At 40.5% G+C, this 18,444-nt stretch carries 12 protein-coding genes; 3 read left to right on the plus strand and 9 right to left on the minus strand.

Annotated elements, in window-relative coordinates; genetic code table 11:
• Positions 1–262: 262 nt before the first annotated feature.
• Together G610_RS22465 and G610_RS0117395 are read left to right on the plus strand one after the other, a co-directional pair.
• The gene (locus G610_RS22465; RefSeq protein ID WP_051198098.1) at positions 263–1,411 is read left to right on the plus strand and encodes a GGDEF domain-containing protein; all 1,149 of its coding nucleotides are present in this window, start codon (positions 263–265) and stop codon (positions 1,409–1,411) included.
• A 128-nt stretch (positions 1,412–1,539) separates the two neighbouring features.
• The gene (locus G610_RS0117395; RefSeq protein WP_026525789.1) at positions 1,540–2,529 is read left to right on the plus strand and encodes a fibronectin type III domain-containing protein; all 990 of its coding nucleotides are present in this window, start codon (positions 1,540–1,542) and stop codon (positions 2,527–2,529) included.
• A gap of 52 nt (positions 2,530–2,581) precedes the next feature.
• Here the strand turns inward: G610_RS0117395 and G610_RS0117400 are convergent, their stop codons facing one another.
• The 9 genes from G610_RS0117400 to G610_RS0117440 form a co-directional block, all read right to left on the minus strand.
• Complete coding sequence (locus G610_RS0117400; protein WP_026525790.1) at positions 2,582–8,638, minus strand: non-ribosomal peptide synthetase; 6,057 nt, start codon at positions 8,636–8,638, stop codon at positions 2,582–2,584.
• Position 8,639: 1 nt separating this feature from the next.
• A complete protein-coding gene (locus tag G610_RS0117405) occupies positions 8,640–9,980 on the minus strand; it encodes an MATE family efflux transporter (protein ID WP_026525791.1) in 1,341 nt (446 codons plus the stop codon).
• Positions 9,981–10,071: 91 nt separating this feature from the next.
• The gene (locus tag G610_RS0117410; RefSeq protein ID WP_026525792.1) at positions 10,072–10,344 is read right to left on the minus strand and encodes a hypothetical protein; all 273 of its coding nucleotides are present in this window, start codon (positions 10,342–10,344) and stop codon (positions 10,072–10,074) included.
• Positions 10,345–10,574: 230 nt separating this feature from the next.
• Positions 10,575–11,270 carry a YggS family pyridoxal phosphate-dependent enzyme gene (locus G610_RS0117415; RefSeq protein ID WP_026525793.1) on the minus strand — a complete coding sequence of 232 codons (696 nt, stop codon included), beginning with the start codon at positions 11,268–11,270 and terminating at the stop codon, positions 10,575–10,577.
• A gap of 12 nt (positions 11,271–11,282) precedes the next feature.
• A complete protein-coding gene (locus G610_RS0117420) occupies positions 11,283–11,891 on the minus strand; it encodes an NUDIX hydrolase (protein WP_026525794.1) in 609 nt (202 codons plus the stop codon).
• Positions 11,892–11,925: 34 nt separating this feature from the next.
• The gene (locus tag G610_RS0117425; RefSeq protein ID WP_026525795.1) at positions 11,926–12,522 is read right to left on the minus strand and encodes a manganese efflux pump MntP; all 597 of its coding nucleotides are present in this window, start codon (positions 12,520–12,522) and stop codon (positions 11,926–11,928) included.
• 146 nt (positions 12,523–12,668) lie between these two features.
• Positions 12,669–14,570 (minus strand): EAL domain-containing protein, encoded by a 1,902-nt coding sequence (locus G610_RS0117430; protein ID WP_026525796.1) that lies wholly within the window; start codon positions 14,568–14,570, stop codon positions 12,669–12,671.
• A gap of 209 nt (positions 14,571–14,779) precedes the next feature.
• Positions 14,780–16,141: a sodium-dependent transporter gene (locus tag G610_RS0117435; RefSeq protein ID WP_026525797.1), complete on the minus strand. Its 1,362-nt coding sequence runs from the start codon at positions 16,139–16,141 to the stop codon at positions 14,780–14,782.
• Positions 16,142–16,217: 76 nt separating this feature from the next.
• On the minus strand, positions 16,218–17,354 hold the full coding sequence (locus G610_RS0117440) for a cation diffusion facilitator family transporter (RefSeq protein ID WP_242829676.1): 1,137 nt from the start codon (positions 17,352–17,354) through the stop codon (positions 16,218–16,220).
• Positions 17,355–17,723: 369 nt separating this feature from the next.
• Here G610_RS0117440 and G610_RS0117445 point away from each other — a divergent pair, with 369 nt between their 5' ends.
• The gene (locus G610_RS0117445; RefSeq protein ID WP_026525799.1) at positions 17,724–18,404 is read left to right on the plus strand and encodes an NUDIX hydrolase; all 681 of its coding nucleotides are present in this window, start codon (positions 17,724–17,726) and stop codon (positions 18,402–18,404) included.
• The last annotated feature ends 40 nt before the right edge of the window (positions 18,405–18,444 follow it).

The following is an 18,444-nucleotide window of genomic DNA, read 5'->3' on the forward strand; positions in this document are numbered from 1 at the left end:
TATTTTTTTCAAGTATCTATTATTGTACAATGGAAAAAGTCTTTTCGTAAATTTTTTCTTTTTGTCTGCGAAAATTTTCGTTAGTTACGAAACTTAATTTCGTTAATTCACATATCTTTTCATTTCGTAAATTTACATATCTTTTCATTTTCCTGAAATAATCATAAAAATTGTATAAATTATTTTGTGGTCATCTAAAAAACAAATACCAATCGTGCTAAAATATTTTCTAAATAATTAAACGTTATTTGGGAGAATTCTTGTGACAGAAGTTTTTTATTACATTCAGGCAAATCTTGCATGCTTTTTAATTTTAGGACTTATTCTCTATAAGATAAATCATGGAATCGACAGGCAAACTTCTACTGTCATTCTCAGAAGACTTATTATCGTTCTGATGACTTATTTTTTCTCAGACAGTATATGGATATTCTTAGACAGCGGTGTTGTAAATATACCTCATCCTGTAATGATTGTTGTTTCGATCATTCCATTTGTCCTTATAGTATGCAGTTCATATTTCTGGTTTGTGTATTGTGAGATACTCCAGCAGGACAAGCTTATTCTGACAAGAAAGGGTGCGTTAATTTCTTCAATTCCGATTCTTATTACCGTAATACTTATTATATCCGCATCTTTTACAGGAATAGTCTTCTACTTTGATGAGAACAATCACATTAAAAACGGACCTCTTTACGGAATACTTGTGCTGGTTCCTCTCGGATACATGGCGTATGCTTCCATTAAGGGTTTCTACAGAGCATTTACTCAGGGACGCTACATGGATCACATCGTATATCTCACAATTGGTGTGTTCCCTTTTATTCCTATTATAACAGGCGTCTTACAGGTAATATTTATCTATATTCCTTTTATGTGTTACGGTGCCACCTTTTCCATTATGCTGATCTATCTGGCGACGCTTGAGAATCTGATTTCCATGGATTCACTGACACAGGTCAATAACAGAAATCAGATGCATAAATATCTTATTCGAAAAATGAAGAATCCATCTCCGAACTTATCGCTGTATCTGATGATCATCGATATCGATCATTTCAAGGAGATCAATGATACCTATGGTCATATTGAAGGTGATAAGGCTCTCGTACGAGTAGCTAATGCCATGAAGGATGCATGTCAGGCGCACCGCAACAGATTCTTCGTTTCAAGATTTGGCGGCGATGAATTCATAGTAATTGCCGAGACCGAGTACAAAGGCGAAGTAAACTGGTTATCAGAAAAAATCCGCTCAAATGTTAAGCTCTATAACGATAAAGCCGATGTTCCCTATAACCTCTCCGTATGTGTGGGAATAGCTGAATACGATTATACTAATCCTGTTCCTATCCCTTCACTTATTGCAAGAGCTGATTCGGATCTCTATCACATGAAACATGCAAGAACATAAATGCATTATAAAGTTATAAAAAGTTTATCTTTATTTTCTTTTTTCCTTTAAATTAATAGCATAAAATTAAAGTGTTACTTATTGAGGGAGGGCAGATAAACTGCCCATGCAAAAAAGGAGAATAGTTTATGAAGAAAGCACTAAAGTATCTGATTTTACCGGTCCTGATGTTTGCTCTTTTGCTGATTCCGCACATGCAGGTCAGAGCAGAAGGCACAACACCTATCACAATCACAGCAACGACCACTGATTCCATTACAGCTTCCTGGCCTGCAGAGCAAACTGCAGCTAAATATTTTATTGGGTACGGCACAACTCAGGACGAAGCTACTACTAATTGCGCTGTAGGTAAAGCAATTGAAGTAACCACAACTTCCTATACTTTTACAAATTTAAAGCCCGGTAATAAATACTTCATAGTTTTAAAATATGCGAAAAAAGATGCTCTGGAAACATTATTAGATGACAAGTACAAGAATGCAACCGCTGTTACTATCCCGCCAACACCTACTAACGTTCATTCTACATTCTGGTCTCTTGGAACTGACAAGCTTATAATCGAATGGGACTGCGCAGATAAATATGACAGATTTGAAGTAGCTGTCAAGGATTCCGAAGATGACGGCTATACCAAGGATACAACAGAAAAGAAGATGGAGTTTGACACAGAGGACGTCTCATATATAAATGTGAAGGTTCGTTCTATTGTTGAATATGACGGCACAAAGTACTACAGTGCATATTCAGATTCCTATAAGTCATTTGCACAGCCCACAGTTAAAGAAACTGAGGATGGCTATGCTGTTACTATCAAGAAAAAGAAGCTGATAGTTCAGTGGTGGAAAGAAAAATATGCAAACGGCTATGAAATCTGGGTTGCAACCAAGAAGAACGGCAAGTACACCAAAGTTAAGACCATAAAAAACAGGAACACTGAAAAGGCAACCATCGCTAAATACAATAAGAAGAAATTCAATCCCAAAGGAAAATACTGGATTGCTGTTACTGCTTACAGAGATGAAAACGGAAAGCGCAATAGAACCAGTGCTTCTTATGTAATCTTTTATGATAAGGGCGAAACCTATCAGACAATCAGGAAAAATGGTACTGTAAAATAAACCATAATATCAAAAGTGCCGATGCATCCAACATCGGCACTTTTTCTGTGAATCAACCATTAACCATGTTTTCAAGAATCTCTACATACAGATCGTGGAACCTCTCCATAACAGCCCTGTCATGCATTTGTCCTGCATATTCCATCTCTGAATCATATCCTCCATCTCCATACTCATTTTCAAGAAGCTCAAGTTCCAGGCATCCTGCCGCTACAGAGAATTCATCCTCCAGTTCTATCAGCTCCGGATCAAGTTCATCCAGCTCAGAACCATTAATACCAAGCTGAAGGTTAACCTCCATCCATTCATTCTTAAAGGGCTGAAGATCACTTGCAAGGTAATCGTATGAATTATGGGCAATTCCCGATGCAACCTGCTCCTTAACCGTCAATAGAAGTTCCCTGTCAGATTCTATTTCATCCATCCTCACAGCCACCGGAAGATTTTTAATAAGCATTCCGACGCTGCTCTCTGATTCCGGCGAAAGTCTGTTATTAAATATCCAGTTTGTCATAACATTATTTTTACCTGTGGCTTTAGAAAGTGCTTTTAAAGCTGCTGCTATTGCCATGACTGATATGGTGGCACCGCTCCTCTTCTCGGCAGCTTGGACTTTATCAGCATCAAAAGAAAGTCTCTTCATTCTGTTTTCTAAACTGATATCCCTGGTGCCATCATCTGTATCAAGACTCCTGCACCACTTATCCTGTCCGTACCGCTCCGTATAATATTTCCTGTCCTCTTCATATTTTCCGGACTTTATGCGCTCTTCTTCCTGTTCAATCAGAGCAAAATAGTAATCTCTTTTTAGTTCTCTTCCAAAGTAAGCATTAACTATATCTCCCAGTATGACTCCAAGGGATCCTCCATCCATAAGAAGATGATGCACATCCATAAACAGGTAGGTTCCCTTCTGCCCCTTAAATACATTAACCTTGCAAAGGCATGAATCCAGTATTTTTCTAAAGGGCAGCACAAGTACCTGGGACAGACTTTCTTCTGTAGATGGCATGATATCTTTAACCACCACCTTAGGTACAAGCCCTGGCTCATATTTTTGCCTCAGTTCGCTGTTTTCATCAAAATAAAACTTAACGGACAATCCGGGATGATTATCAATTGCTCTGTTTACTGCATCGCAAAGTCTGTCTGCATCAATCCTTTCATCGAACCTCACAAGGAAATGAGTATTGCTCCACATGGTAGAATCAGGGCTAAACAACTGCAGATCAACCATTTCCACCTGCATGGGAGTCAGCATATGAGATTCTCCCCTGGCTCTGGTATCCCTGTCATCAAGATTTTCCATTGCAGATCTGTTTTCCAGTTCCCTGGCAATGTTTGAAGGAGTCCTAAGCTGAAAGATATCTGCTGCAGTAAGTCCATCAAGGTGACTCTCCGCCAGAGCTACCATAGCTTTAAGTGAATCGCCGCCAAGATCAAAGAAATCATCCAGTATGCCAACGCTGCCATTCTCCAGCGAAAGCGCTTTTGCAAATGCAGCGCACAAGGCCTTTTCCTCAGGCGTATTCGGCGCAACATATTCAGCTTTCATTTCCTGAATATCAGGATCAGGCAAAGCCTTCCTGTCCACCTTGCCATTACTGGTCTGAGGCATCTTATCAAGCTGTATGATAACTGACGGAACCATATACTCCGGAAGCTTATCCATCATATGCTTTTTTAACTCTGCTTCAGAAACTGACGCAGAAGCAGTATAGTAGCCTGCCAGATACTCCAGGCTTCCATTCTTTTTAACTACCGCAGCACCTGTCGCAACTCCGGGATACTCAGACATAACCTTCTCTATCTCATCCAGTTCGATTCTGAAGCCTCTTAGTTTTATCTGATTATCAAGTCTTCCAAATATCCTTACTTCGCCGTCTTCAGTCCATGCAGCCAGATCTCCGCTGTGATACGCCCTCATCCCGTCATGGGTAAAGAAGGCTGCTGCCGTCTTATCCGGAAGTTTTACATATCCCCTTCCAACCTGATCGCCGCATATTATGAGCTCACCCTTCATTCCCACAGGAAGCTCATTTCCAAAGGTATCTGATACATAAAAATATGTATTGGCTATAGGTGGTCCAACCGTTACCACTTCGCTTCCATCCATCACTACAGCAGCGCAGCCCATAGTACATTCCGTCGGACCATAGACATTTAGTATTACACTGTCATCTCTAAGTTCCCTGAGCTTACTGTATAGCTGTATAGGGAAAGCCTCAGCTCCTATATCCAAAAATGTAAACTGACCTATAGCCTCTCTGCTTTCCGGAATCTCCAGGAGACTTAGAAGATAAGTCGGGGTACAGGTTATACCATTTGCCCCTGTTTCTCTGACAAGTTTTGCAAAGTCGCCCGGATTATGGATCTCCGTCTCTGTAGCGATAACAACCGTATTGCCGTTACAAAGGGGAACAAACTCCTCCACAACGGAGACATCAAAGGAAAATGCTGCTATAGCCAGATTCACCCGTTCAGGCTCTGCATAATACATGATCTCAAGAGATTTCTCATTCCGGTGCACGTAGTTAGCTATATTTTGGTGTTCTATCATTACACCTTTAGGACGACCTGTGGAACCGGAGGTATAGATACAGTATGCAAGATCTGTTTTATCTGAATCTGCCAGTTCTACATTATCATAGCTATCATCACAAGCGATCTCTTCCAGTTCAGATCCAAGCAGCGCTTCAAGAGTCAGAAGCTTAAAACCCTTATTATCAAGGTCACGATCCTTCACGGCAGCTTTTGTGGTCAGCAGTATATTACTGTCTGCATCATCCATACAGAAAAGGATTCTGTCATCCGGATAATCCGTAATAAAGGGCACAAAGGCTCCGCCTGCCTTAAGTATTGCAATTTCAGCCACATATGCCCATATCTGCCTGTCAAAAAGAACTCCCACAAGACTGTCAGCCTGAACCTTCTCTTTTCGCAGAATCTGAGATAACCTGTTAGTTATAAGATCAAGTTCACGGAATGATAGCTTTTTACCATCTGCTATAACGGCAATCTTATCAGGCTTATTTACAGCATGCTCATGAATCTGTATATGCACAGGCTTAAAGCCGATATCAACGGCCGTGTCATTAAAGGATGCAAGTTTCCCTTTATCCTCATCAGATAAAATAGATATTTCACCTATAGAGTGAGCCTTCATAAGCCCCCTGGCAACTGCAAAGAGATCTTTTGCAAATCGTCTCACATAATCAGCAGAGAACCTTTCATTCCTATATTCCAGGGTCATGTTATAGAGCCCGTCTGTAGAGAAAAACTGGATAGACATGCAGCCTGTTACCATTCCTGTATGGTAATGCTCCATAAACCACTTGTCGCCTTCAAGAAGGCTTTTTCCTGCAGCTGTACCCATCTTATCCGTAAAAAGATCACCCTGATATATGAATTCCACATCCTCATTCACAGGGCAGTTCTTTAATACTTCATCAAAAGAATATATGTCATTTGACATGGATGAAAACAGCTGCTTACTGATCTTCTTAAGGAATTCGTCTACGGAAATGTCCTTACTTAGATCACCGCATACAGGAATACGTTTAATAAGCGTACCCATGGTGTTATTCATCTCAGAGAGACCTCTGCCATTATATACGGTGGAAAATGACACATATTTACTGTTTAGATATTTGCCAAGCAAAATTGCCATAGCCCCCTGGAAGAAGCTGCTCTCAGATATATGAAGCCTGTCACAGAATGCCTTCACTTCTGCGGCCTTAAGGTCTCCCGGCTCAAACCTTAGATTTTCACTAACGCCGGGGGTAAGCTGACCATTAAGGTCACCCATAAGAGCAGGAACATCTTCAAAATCCTTGAAAAGATCCAGGTAGTATTGCCTTGCCTTATCGTGGGAACCATCAGCAAGGAGCCTTTCTTCATACATACCAACCTGCTGTATGGAGAAATCCTCACCTATGGGCTCACCTCCTGACAGGACTCTGTTCATCTCCGCAATAAAGAGGCTGATAGCTGTTCCGTCAAAGAAAATAAGGTGGGACTTTATCGCCAGATAGCATCTGCTCTCTGTCCTGTATACCGCAAAATGGAATAAAAGCTCATTCATCATGGGGACAACAGGTATAAAATTCTTCATAAAATCCAGCCTGTCCTCATCCCTGCCTTCTATAACAGGTATGTCTATCTGCGCATCAGGTACCAGCACCATATGGGGCATACCATCTTTATCATTCTTAATAATATATTTTACGCAGGGGTGTGCCTCTATAACCCTGCGAACTGCATTTATCAGTGCTCCAGCTTCAACTCCCTCAGCAGCCCTTGCAAGATATGAAGAAGAATAGGTCTCCTTACTACCACCTGTCAGACTTTCAAGATAGATTCCAAGCTGAGTCTTTGTAAGAGGATAATACTCTCTGTCCATGGATGGTCTGTAGGCTGACCTGTGTGAATCCAGAAAAGTGCCAAGATCTCTCGGTGTGGGATTCGCCAATATATCCTGAAATGAAGGAGCATAACCCTTTTCACCCAGCTTACTGATAAGAAGGGCAGCGCTTAAGGATGTTCCGCCAAATTCAAAGAAATCCGCAAGGACACTGACTCTGTCCATCTCAAGAACAGACGCAAAGGCATCACAGATTATTTCTTCAAGTTCTGTACATGGCGGTTCGTATTCAGCCTCAGCGGTAATTATTTCCCGATTCTTAAGGGCAGGATAATCTATTTTGTTTCTTTCATTTCTTGGCATCTCATCCAGATGCACAATAAACTCCGGTATCATGTATTCAGGAAGAGTTTTGGCTGCATAATTCTTAACAGCCTCCGGGGATGCCTCTGCCCCGGTATAATAACAGCAAACATTATCATTGCCGTTAACCCTTACATCAACGCAGGCGATCTCTTCCATCCCATCATAGTTTCTAAGTACCTGTTCCACTTCTCCAAGCTCTACACGGTATCCACGGATCTTCACCATGCGGTCCTTCCTGCCATGGAATATAAAGCTGCCATCTTCGCCATATGCCATGTAGTCTCCTGTGCAGAACAGCGCATGCTCTTTATTCTCAGGATCTCTTAAAAACCTTTTTTTCGTTTCTTCTTCAAGGCCGCAGTATCCAAGTGCCACATATGAGCCTGATACCCGCAGCTCCCCAATTATATCTGTATCAGCTATCGCATTTCCCTCGTCATCATAGAGAAATGCATTTGTTCTGTCACAGCTACCGCCCAGTGATCCCGGCATACCATCCCCTGCTCTGTGCATAAGTACTCCCGGAACCTCTGTGGATCCATACAGCTCCCACTCATTTTTGCCCGTAAGATATGAGGGTTCAACCTTTTCCCCTGCCAGAAGCACATAGTCCAGGTTTAATTCACCATATATTCTGGTCATAACTCCATACATCTGCGGTGAAATAAACATTCCGGTAATCCCCCGCTTATCTATAAGTGCATGAAGCATATCAAAATTCTTACGTTCAACCTCATTGGCAATATATACACTTCCGCCACAGGAAAGGGGCGGTGTAATATCAAGAAAGCTGGCTATGAAATTAAAGCCTGCAATGCACATGGTATGAAGCGACTCATCTACACCAGCAACCTCTTTTACTATATTCACAGGAAAATCAAACACTTCCTGTCTGTGTATGACACCTTTGGGTTTCCCGGTTGAACCTGATGTAAACAATATCATTCCCTCTAAATCAGGTCCTGACAGATCCAGCTCCCCATTGAAGGAAAAATCTTCATCATCAAAAAGAGTGTCCATAGAAATGATCTTAGTCCCACTAATATCCAGGGCAGAGTTGTTATCAGTCAGTACTACACTACATTCTGAACTATCTATAGTGGTTGCCGCTCTCTCTATGGGATATTCACCGTCAATAGGGACAATACAGCATCCGGCCCTTAAAATAGCAATAAGCGAGGCTATATAATCCCTGCTTCTTGACAGATAAACAGCAACTCTCCTGTGCTTTGCATCTTCCGGAATGGATTCCAAAAGCACCTTTGCAATATGAGAAGAGCGTTCATTTAACGTCTTATATGAATATCCGCCGCAGATATCGCATACAGCCATATTGGAAGGATTCTTTTTAGTTTGTTCAAGAAAAGCTTTTATAAACATATTACTCTCTCCCCCATTTTATTCCTTTGCTAAATCTTAACTCGAAAAGTGTAAAGACAACTATTGTGGTGATCACTTCAGCTACAAGAGTCGTATACCATATTCCGTCATGCCCAAACATAAGGGGCAGAACAAAAATTAATATAATGGGCATCACAAAGCTCCTGGAAGCTGCAATAAGTGCTGAGGCTAGCCCATCAGATATACCTGTAAAAAAAGATGAGGAAAACATATTGATCCCGCTAAGAGCATATGCTAAAGCACATATTCTCAAGGCATAAACTGCCATATCCTTTAGCTGCGGATCATAGCCCACGAAAATATCTGCAATGATACCACTAAGCAGGAGTGCTATCAGCATCATGGAGATGCCAAATATAAGGGAAAGCCTAAGACCTTCTCTTCTAAGTCCTTTTAGTTCCTCGAAATTTTTCTCGCCGTAACGGTATCCTATAACCGGTATCATCGCAATACCAAGTCCCATAAAAATAGCTGCAAAAACGCCGGTCACATATTCAGTGACAGCATAAGCAGCTACGCCCCTTGCGGCGAGAAGTGTTACCAGACGTCTGTTAAAAATAATTGCCACAATTACATAGGAAACAGCATCCACCATCTCTGATGAACCATTTCCAAGGGCTTGAAAGACATCTTTATAATTAACATGAAATCCAGCAAAATGTAGTTTATGATTTCTGTCCGCAAAATACTTAATGGCTACCATGCAGCTGACACACCAGGCAATGCCCGTAGCCAGAGCTGCACCCCAAAGCCCCCATCCAAAAAATCCCACAAACAGAAAATCCAGAATAATATTCGTCACGGCATTAACTACAGATACAAAGAAACCCAGTTTCCCATTATCCGCCGCCACAAGATACTCCTGGAATGCATAATTCATCATCTGGACAGGCATAAAGACTGCAAGTATGCGACCATATACAGCGCAATAATCCACCAGGTCTTCTGTGGCACCTGCAATCACGGCTATTCCGTGCATGAAAACAAAAGAAACAGCAGAAATGATACTGCCGACTATAAGCAGGATAGTACTTAGCATGGACAGTGTCTGCCTTGCTTTGTCTTCCATTCCTTCACCAAGATAGGATGCTATTATGGCACTTCCGCCTGCTCCCACTACAAGCCCTATAGACATAAGTAGCGCCAGAGGAGGAAATATCATGTTTTCCGCAGCAAATACATCTTCTCCAAGAAAATTGGAGATGAAATATCCATCAACAACCTGATAAGTATTATCCACAAGCTGCATCCCAATACAGGGAAGTGCAAACAGAAGGATTTTTTTTACTGTGAAATGATCAGAAATAGAGATTTTTTCCATAATACTTTACCATTTTGTGTTTATTTCTTTTGTTAAAAAAGTACAGGTTATAATGCCTGTACTTCCCTTAAACTATTTCATTTAATTTAATTTATGCCCCGCCGGCCACGGCTTTCAGGGCTTCAAATTCAGACTCAAAAACACCGCCCATTTTCTCAAGTTCATCCCAATTGTACCAGGACCCGGACAGCTGTATTGCATTGATGGAAATATCAGTCACAACAACCATAAAGGGTTTGTGATTGATGACAATATAAGCAGTCCTGTTAAGGCCAAAGGGAGAAATAAAGGCATGACCGGTATCTATCAGATGATTGATCTGCTCCAATGTGAGGTTTTTCGTTAATGGCATCGTCCTAAGCATCTGATTCCCCTTAGTTTAATAACTTATAAATTTATTCTAAAGGTCGAACAAGATATCATCAATAAAATAAATATGAATTTTACATAAAATCGTGTACTGCTTTATTATCCAACCCCGCCCATCTGTGGATTCGTTATCCTCGATATTAAAATATAGTCTTTGATAATATTTGGTCGAGGATATAATCACCACAGATGGGCGGGGTTGGATATATATCAGTATTCATATTTTTAAATATTATAGTTACGTTCGCCGAAGATGCCTGTGCCAACGCGGACAAAGGTGGCGCCCTCTTCGATGGCCACTTCGTAGTCGCCTGTCATGCCCATGGAAAGAGTGTCCAGGTGGAGGCCTTCGATGTTTTCAGAATTGATGTCGTCCAGCATCTTCTTAAGGGCCTTGAAGTAGGGTCTGTTGGTCTCAGGATCATCTGTATAGGGTGCGATGGTCATAAGGCCTCTTACTCTTATGTGCGGGAAAGCTGCAATACTTTTTACAAAATCAGGTGCTTTCTCCGGAGAAAGACCAAACTTGGAATCCTCTCCTGCCATGTTAACCTCGCAAAGGACATCCATAACAAGATCATGCTTTGCTGCCTGCTTCTCAATTTCTTCTGCAAGGCTCATCTTGTCCACGGAATGGATCATGCACACTTTTCCCGGAAGATACTTAACCTTATTGGTCTGAAGATGACCTATCATATGCCAGTTAAGAGGCTCTTTGATCTCTTCTGTCTTATCCCTGATCTCCTGGACTTTGTTTTCACCAAAAACAGTAATTCCGCAGTCCATGGCTTCTCTGATGTCAGATACGGGCTTGGTCTTGCTTACGGCAATAAGAGTAACCTCACTCCTGTCTCTGCCTGCTCTGTCACAGGCTGCCTGTATGTTTTTTTCTACTGTTTCAAGATTCTCTCTGATTGACATGGCGTAGTCCTCTCAAATATTAAGGAATGCAAAAGGATCTTCATCTGCAAGGAAATGATATAATTGCATAGCGGCGGGCATTGCTACATGCTCTTCCTTAAGAATCCTTCTGACTTCATCTTTGTCTGCAATCACTACCTGAATCTCCTCTGCTGCCTCCTGGTACTTATCCGTGATTTCACCATCTGCATATCCATATACCATGGCCACAGATTCGTCCGTCATTCCAACAGATGAAAAACGCGGAGCTTCGTACATCTTTTTGGCATCTATAGGATGAAAAACAAGACCTGTCTCCTCGTGAAGTTCTCTTACAGCAGCTTCCCTGTAATCCTCTCCCTTCTCGCAAAGTCCTGCGGGAAATTCATAAATGTAACCGTCTATGGGATATCTATACTGCTTCACCATTACAACCTTATCGTGCTTCTCACCATAAAGAGCATATATTCCGACTCCGTCTGCCTCATTCTCATGGGTAGTGATCATAAGACCTGACTTATCTTTATTCCTGGATGCTATAAAGTAGTTACTCTCATATCCCTTATCATTCACACCCTTTGCATGAAAAAGGTTCAGGAATTTGTTTGTTGTAAGCTGTTCCAACCTGGTAATCTTGGCCATTTTTTATTCCCCGCTTCTGATTCTTTATAAAATATTATAATCCGAAAAATCCTTTAGCAAATATCTCTATGCCTATTCCGATGAGAATAATTCCACCGAATATCGTTGCTCTTCCTGCAAGCTTAAGGCCGAATTTCCTTCCGATCTTAAGTCCGATAATGCAGATTGCAAAAGTAACCACTGCAATGATAACGGATGCAGCAAAAGCCATAAGAGCTGAATAATCCGCTATTGTAAAGCCTACAGAGAGCGCATCGATGGAAGTTGCAACGCCCTGCACCAAAAGCTCTCTTTTTCTTACAGCGGCAACTTCTGAAGGTTCATCACCCTTCTGCTCCTGAATGCCTTCTATCAGCATCTTGCCGCCTATATAGCACAGAAGTATAAGTGCAATCCAGGGAATAAACTTCTGAAAAGCATTAAAATACTCAGCTGCTGTATGTACGCAAAGCCATCCGATCATCGGCATCAAAAACTGAAAGCCCGCAAAGGTACCTGCTATCAGAATTTTCTTTTTCTGCTTCATACCCGGCTCTGCCATGGCATTGGCTATAGATACGGAAAAAGCATCCATAGCAAGACCTACGCCCAATAAAACAGAATTAAAAATAAATAATATTAACTTAGTCATATCTCTACCTTAAAAACTCGAAAATTTGTCGCTTGCCCGACCGTTCTATAATACACCTTTCCACTACAAAAATCGACAGCTCCTTAAAGCTGCCGATTAAAAGAATTTGATAAATTAACTCTTCGTGTTCACACTATGCAAATAACTTATTTCGATGAGTATTTTTTTACAAATTCATCTTCAGGAATCGGAGGTGAAAACAACATTCCCTGAAGATAATCAACTCCGATATCTGTCATAGCATCAGCCATTTGCTCTGTCTCGATACCCTCCGCGGTAATTCCAAGATTCATCTCCTTAAAGGCCTTTACCATCATAGGGATGAAAACATCGGGTTCATTGCAATAATCCCAAACAACCTCCATATCCAGCTTGATATTTACAAACGGACTCCTCTTCATTCGTGAAAGGTTCGAGTAGCCTTTACCATAATCATCAAGGACGAATTTGAAGCCGGAACTCTGCAATATGTTGATCTGCCTTTCCATCTGCAATTCATCGATCATAAATACCTCTGTAATCTCCAGATGAATTAACTCCGGATTTACATCATATTTATTGATAATTGATGTGAAGCGGTCTACAAGGTCTGCGCGCATAAACTGGATAGGTGACAGGTTTACATTGATAAATTCAAGACCCATAGTCTCTATGTCATTTTCAGATATGAACCTGCATACCTTTTCAAATACCTGCTCTCCAAGCTGATTTATTCGGCCGTTCATCTCAGCAATCGGTATAAATTCGCCGGGTGGTATTATTTTTCCGGCACTGTCCCTTATTCTTGAAAGTGCTTCTGCTCCTATAACTTTTCTGGTCTTTGAATCCATAAAGGGCTGCAGGAAAACTTCCACTTTGTCATTATCAACGGCATACTCCAGTGCTTTTTTTACTTCAAGTCTGTCTTCATAATCCTGCAGCGTTCCCTCGTCTGAGACTATGTTGTAGTCATCACCTATACTTTCTGTTTTTTCTAAAAGAAGATTCAGTGTATTGAAAACTTCATCTACACTTTTATAATTCTTGTTGCAATCAAGAAGTGCATAGCAGGCATCCAAATACAGCTCGGCATTAAAAGCACGCCATGGGAGTTTAAATCTGTTTCTCAGCTCCTCATGAATAACCTCGAATTCTGTCCTGTTATCTCCAAGAATAATAAACCTTCCGTTGTTGTAATAAAAATTGAGACACTTAGGATAGCATTTGATGAGGTGCGCAGAAATGAGGGAAATACCCTGATCCATCTGAACACCGCCGTAAATTTCACGCATATCATGATAGTCATTCAGAATGAAGGCCAGCATTTTAAAGCCGCCCTTTCCAAGATTTTCTTCGACATAGCTCCTAAGGGCCTTGGAATTAAAGGTGTAGCTTCGTCTTTCAAGAAATCCTTCGGGGTTGGCAAATACCAGATAAATTACCATGTCCGACATCATGCAGAAGGTATCAAACAGTAGCACTTTAGGCAAAGCATATCTAAAGATAAGCCCGACAAATATGATGATATTAAAGAAGAAAATTCCATATCTCTCTCTTTTTCTTCTGATCCTGTCCCTTAATTTGAGCATGATAAAAAACGAATAGATGACATAGAAAAACGAAACCACATAGATAAGAACATGGAAAGGTCCTCTGTGATATCCTGTATCATCAATATAAAAGATTGTGCCATGAACAAAGCCTATAAGAACTAAAAGCTGAAGAAAAAGAATAGGAAGGGCTATGATTACTGTGTGAATTCTTTTAGCATAGGTGTCGACCCTAAGAAGCGCTGCAGTAAAACAATAATACAAATACATTCTTGCAGCGAATGAAATAAAGAAGACCGCGTTTAATAGTACCAATATAGGCGAAGATATATTCTGATAATTATTATCTGCCCAGCTTGATATGATATCAGAAAGGATTACTACAGCTTCATTTACCAGAATCGCCAGAAACAGCTTATTCATTCTTATTGGCAATCTGGGAAGCGCAAAATAGAAGCCCATGATTACAACTAGCATCAACAGGCTTGGAATAACATAATCGAAATTCCAATTAACCATACATGGTACCCCGCATTTTCAATAACTACCTTTATTCTATATGAACCTTGCCAACACTTAAATTAAATAATTGGTAATAAATTATAAAAAAACAAGAAAAACCTCAGTAAACAAAAACAGTGAAACCATTAATTCATGTATGGTTTCACTGCATTATTTTAGTCGCTGTTCAATTATTGGATATTCAGAGCTTTATTATCTCAATCAGATTACTGAACCAGTCCCTGAATGATAATAACCAGGATCAGAATCGGAAGTATATATTTGTAGTAGGTTTTGAATCCCTTTGACATCTTCATTCCTTCGCCTGTATTAGTCTCTTCGAGATAGTTGTCAAAGCCCCATCCTCGCTTGCTTACACAGAACAAAAGGAAAATAAGAGCACCTACAGGGAGAAGGATATTACTTACAATAAAGTCCTCAGAATCAAGGACGTCCCTTCCTCCGATTAAGTGGAGATTACTCCAAAGGTTATATCCAAGCACACAAGGGATACTTGTTATAAATACCACTATACAGTTGATAAAAATTGACTTTTTCCTGCTGATTCCAAAAGTATCTGTAATTATCGCTATCAGATTCTCAAATACAGCTGTAACTGTTGAAAAGCTGGCAAATGTCATAAACATAAAGAACATTGTGCCCCATACTCTTCCCATGGGCATATTGATAAATACCTTGGGCAGAGTTATGAAAATAAGTGCAGGTCCCTGATCAGGCTGAACGTCATAGCTAAAGCATGCAGGGAAAATAATAAGTCCTGAGATAATAGCTACAAAGGTATCAAGCGCACATATTCTGATGGATTCACCTGTAAGAGCATGATCTTTAGACATGTAGCTACCGAAAATCTCAATTGCACCGATACCAAGACTTAGCGTAAAGAAAGCCTGATTCATGGCTGCTGTAATAACTTTGCCAAAACCAACCGCTTTTGCTCTTTCAATGCTGGGAAGCAGGTAAAATTTAATACCTTCTCCTGCGCCTTTAAGAGATATGGAGTGAATTGCCAAAACCATGATAAGAACAAGAAGTCCTATCATCATCACCTTCGTAACCTTCTCAAGACCATTCTCAACTCCAAGAAGCAGAACTCCAAATCCAAAAACAACTGTGAGTGTCATGAAAAGTCCCATCTCATACGGATCTGCAAGCATATTTCCAAAGACATCTCCAACAGCTTCTGTGGCAACACTATCGAATTTACCAGTGGCAAACTTATAGAAATAATTAAGCATCCATCCTGACACATTGGTGTAATACATCATAAGAAGATAGCAGCCAAGTGCACAGACCCAGCCGTGAATATGCCACTTGGATCCGGGCTTTTCCAATGCCTCATATCCTCTTACTATGGTCTTACCACTTGCTCTTCCAACAGCCAGCTCCATAGTGAGAACAGGCACACCCATGATCACAAGAAATAACAGATAAAACAGAACAAATATTGCGCCGCCGTTTGCACCTGTGATATACGGGAATTTCCATACGTTACCAATACCTATGGCACATCCCGCACTTACCAAAATAAAACCAAGTCTTGAACCAAAGCTTCCCCTCTCATTACTCATTTTTCATACCATTCCTTTGTTTTAATTTTTCAACAGATAAAACTGTAAACCATATTCCCTGCGCTTTGCAAGTATTTTAATCACTAATATCCCTGTCAATATTGATTATATAGTCATATTCAGGGAATTCTTTTCTAAGCTCATCATAAACGTCTCTGCGAAGCTTCTCCACATCCTTCTCATCGAAGGTTACAACCATATCAAAGGATACTCTCTCACGGACTTCATCAAGATAAAAGCCGTGGATTTGTTTTATATGTTCATGCCTTTTCACAACTCTGACAACATCATTGTGGAGTTTGCCGGCAACGGAATTATCACTGTTCTGAGAATAGATTCCGACAGCCTCTATGGCAACGCCATGCTCTTCATAAACCTTCATTACAATCTCTCGCTGAAGTGAATCAAGTCTCTTGATTGTAATATCTTCCGGGACCTCGATGTGTACAGAGCCAACGATCTTATCAGGACCGTAATTATGAAGAAGCAGATCATATGCACCGTTAACTTCCTTGAAGGATGCGATTGTTCTTTTTATCTCCTGAGTAAATTCAGGGCTCATTCTCTCTCCAAGAATCTGAGAAAGAGTATCTCTTAGCATCTCTGAACCGGCCTTTATGATTACGATTGAGATAATCGCACCAAGCCATGCTTCAAGGGATATTCCGCTGAAAATAAAAATGATGGCTGCAATAAGTGTTGATGCTGAGATAACAGAATCAAGCTTAGCATCCTCACCTGATGCTATGAGGGAGTCGGAATTAACCTTTTCTCCTGTCTTTTTAACATAAGTTCCAAGAACTATCTTGACCACTATGGCAACTGCCACGATGATAAGTGAAGGCACGCCATAGCTTGGAAGCTCGGGATGTATGATCTTTTTAACAGATTCAACAAAAGAAGTAATGCCGGCATAAAGTACGATTACGGATATTATGGCTGCACTAATATACTCAATTCGTCCATATCCCAGGGGATGTTTCCTGTCAGGGGCTTTGCCCGCAAGTTTTGTTCCAACAATTGTAATTATGGATGACAGTGCATCACTTAAGTTATTTACTGCATCAAGTACAATAGCAATCGATCCCGACAAAATTCCGACCGCTGCCTTAAAGCCTGCTAAAAGGCAATTGGTGATGATTCCAATAATACTAGTCCTTATGATAATACTTTTTCTGTCCATTTCTTCCCCTACGGCTGTGTTTTTGGGCATTTCATCTCCAAACAGTGCTTATTAACATGTATATTCCATTCAGCCGACGCTTTCGCTCTGTTTCACACGTAGCGGTACTAAGCCTGTAAAGGACATATGCTAAGTACCGACGTGTTCAAAAGCCGCTTCATGGAACATGCATGTTAAAGCATTTGTTTGGAGATGAAATGCGATTCACACACAGCTATTCTTTTATTAAATTATGTTAATATGCTATCATTTTAGTATAGCAAGGTAAAGTGATAAAACGATTATATTATTTAATAATATGTGGATTTATAAACTATTGTAAAAGGTGATTTATACCATGAATCTGGTACTATTAACTATTATAACAATCAGAAATAGTATGATAAATAAAGGGAAATTATGAAGAGTAAAGAAGACATTCTTAATACATTAAAAACTTTTAAAGAATCGTTTGATGGTAAGTATGCTGTGATGATACCGCTTGTGGAAATTGATGGTGAGCTGCATGTGATATTTGAAGAGAGATCACACAAGCTTAGTTTTCAACCGGGTGAGGTATGTTTCCCGGGAGGTAAGATTGAGGAAGGTGAAAGTCCAAGGGATGCTGCCATAAGGGAGTTTATGGAAGAGTTGTATCCGGAGGTGCTTGTTGCTATCTCTTCTGACTCTGCCACTGAAAGCGCTGGTTTAGGCGCTACATCAGATACCATCAAAGGCTTCAATGAATATCTTGATATTCTCTGCCAGTTGTCGCCTCTGCCGGGACCGACGGGAGCATATGTTTATCCTTTTGTTTGCCTGGTTAAGAAGTTTAATGGTGGTTTTTCATCGGATGAGGTGGAAAGAATAATTACTTATCCAATCTCATATTTTATAGAGAATGAACCATCATGCTACCCAATGGAGCGCAAAGTAATACCGCCTGATGACTTTCCAATAGAATTAGTGACAGGCGGCAAAAGTACCTACAACTGGCATGGACAAAAGTATGATATGTGGATCTATAAGGATACGTCTCCGGTAATCTGGGGATTTACAGGACGGCTTCTTCACGCATTTATTGAAATAATAAAGACCTGATATGCACCGCCTACAAAAGTTTGATATAGGCTAACTTTTG

Origin of the sequence: Butyrivibrio sp. MB2005, from assembly GCF_000424285.1 — a bacterium.
Taxonomy (GTDB): domain Bacteria; phylum Bacillota; class Clostridia; order Lachnospirales; family Lachnospiraceae; genus Butyrivibrio.

Coding starts and splice junctions, on each gene's coding strand:
- G610_RS0117395 (WP_026525789.1), top strand. CDS start 1,540: ATGAAGAAAGCACTAAAGTATCTGATTTTACCGGTCCTGATGTTTGCT.
- G610_RS0117400 (WP_026525790.1), bottom strand. CDS start 8,638: ATGTTTATAAAAGCTTTTCTTGAACAAACTAAAAAGAATCCTTCCAAT.
- G610_RS0117405 (WP_026525791.1), bottom strand. CDS start 9,980: ATGGAAAAAATCTCTATTTCTGATCATTTCACAGTAAAAAAAATCCTT.
- G610_RS0117410 (WP_026525792.1), bottom strand. CDS start 10,344: ATGCTTAGGACGATGCCATTAACGAAAAACCTCACATTGGAGCAGATC.
- G610_RS0117415 (WP_026525793.1), bottom strand. CDS start 11,270: ATGTCAATCAGAGAGAATCTTGAAACAGTAGAAAAAAACATACAGGCA.
- G610_RS0117420 (WP_026525794.1), bottom strand. CDS start 11,891: ATGGCCAAGATTACCAGGTTGGAACAGCTTACAACAAACAAATTCCTG.
- G610_RS0117425 (WP_026525795.1), bottom strand. CDS start 12,522: ATGACTAAGTTAATATTATTTATTTTTAATTCTGTTTTATTGGGCGTA.
- G610_RS0117430 (WP_026525796.1), bottom strand. CDS start 14,570: ATGGTTAATTGGAATTTCGATTATGTTATTCCAAGCCTGTTGATGCTA.
- G610_RS0117435 (WP_026525797.1), bottom strand. CDS start 16,141: ATGAGTAATGAGAGGGGAAGCTTTGGTTCAAGACTTGGTTTTATTTTG.
- G610_RS0117440 (WP_242829676.1), bottom strand. CDS start 17,354: ATGCCCAAAAACACAGCCGTAGGGGAAGAAATGGACAGAAAAAGTATT.
- G610_RS0117445 (WP_026525799.1), top strand. CDS start 17,724: ATGAAGAGTAAAGAAGACATTCTTAATACATTAAAAACTTTTAAAGAA.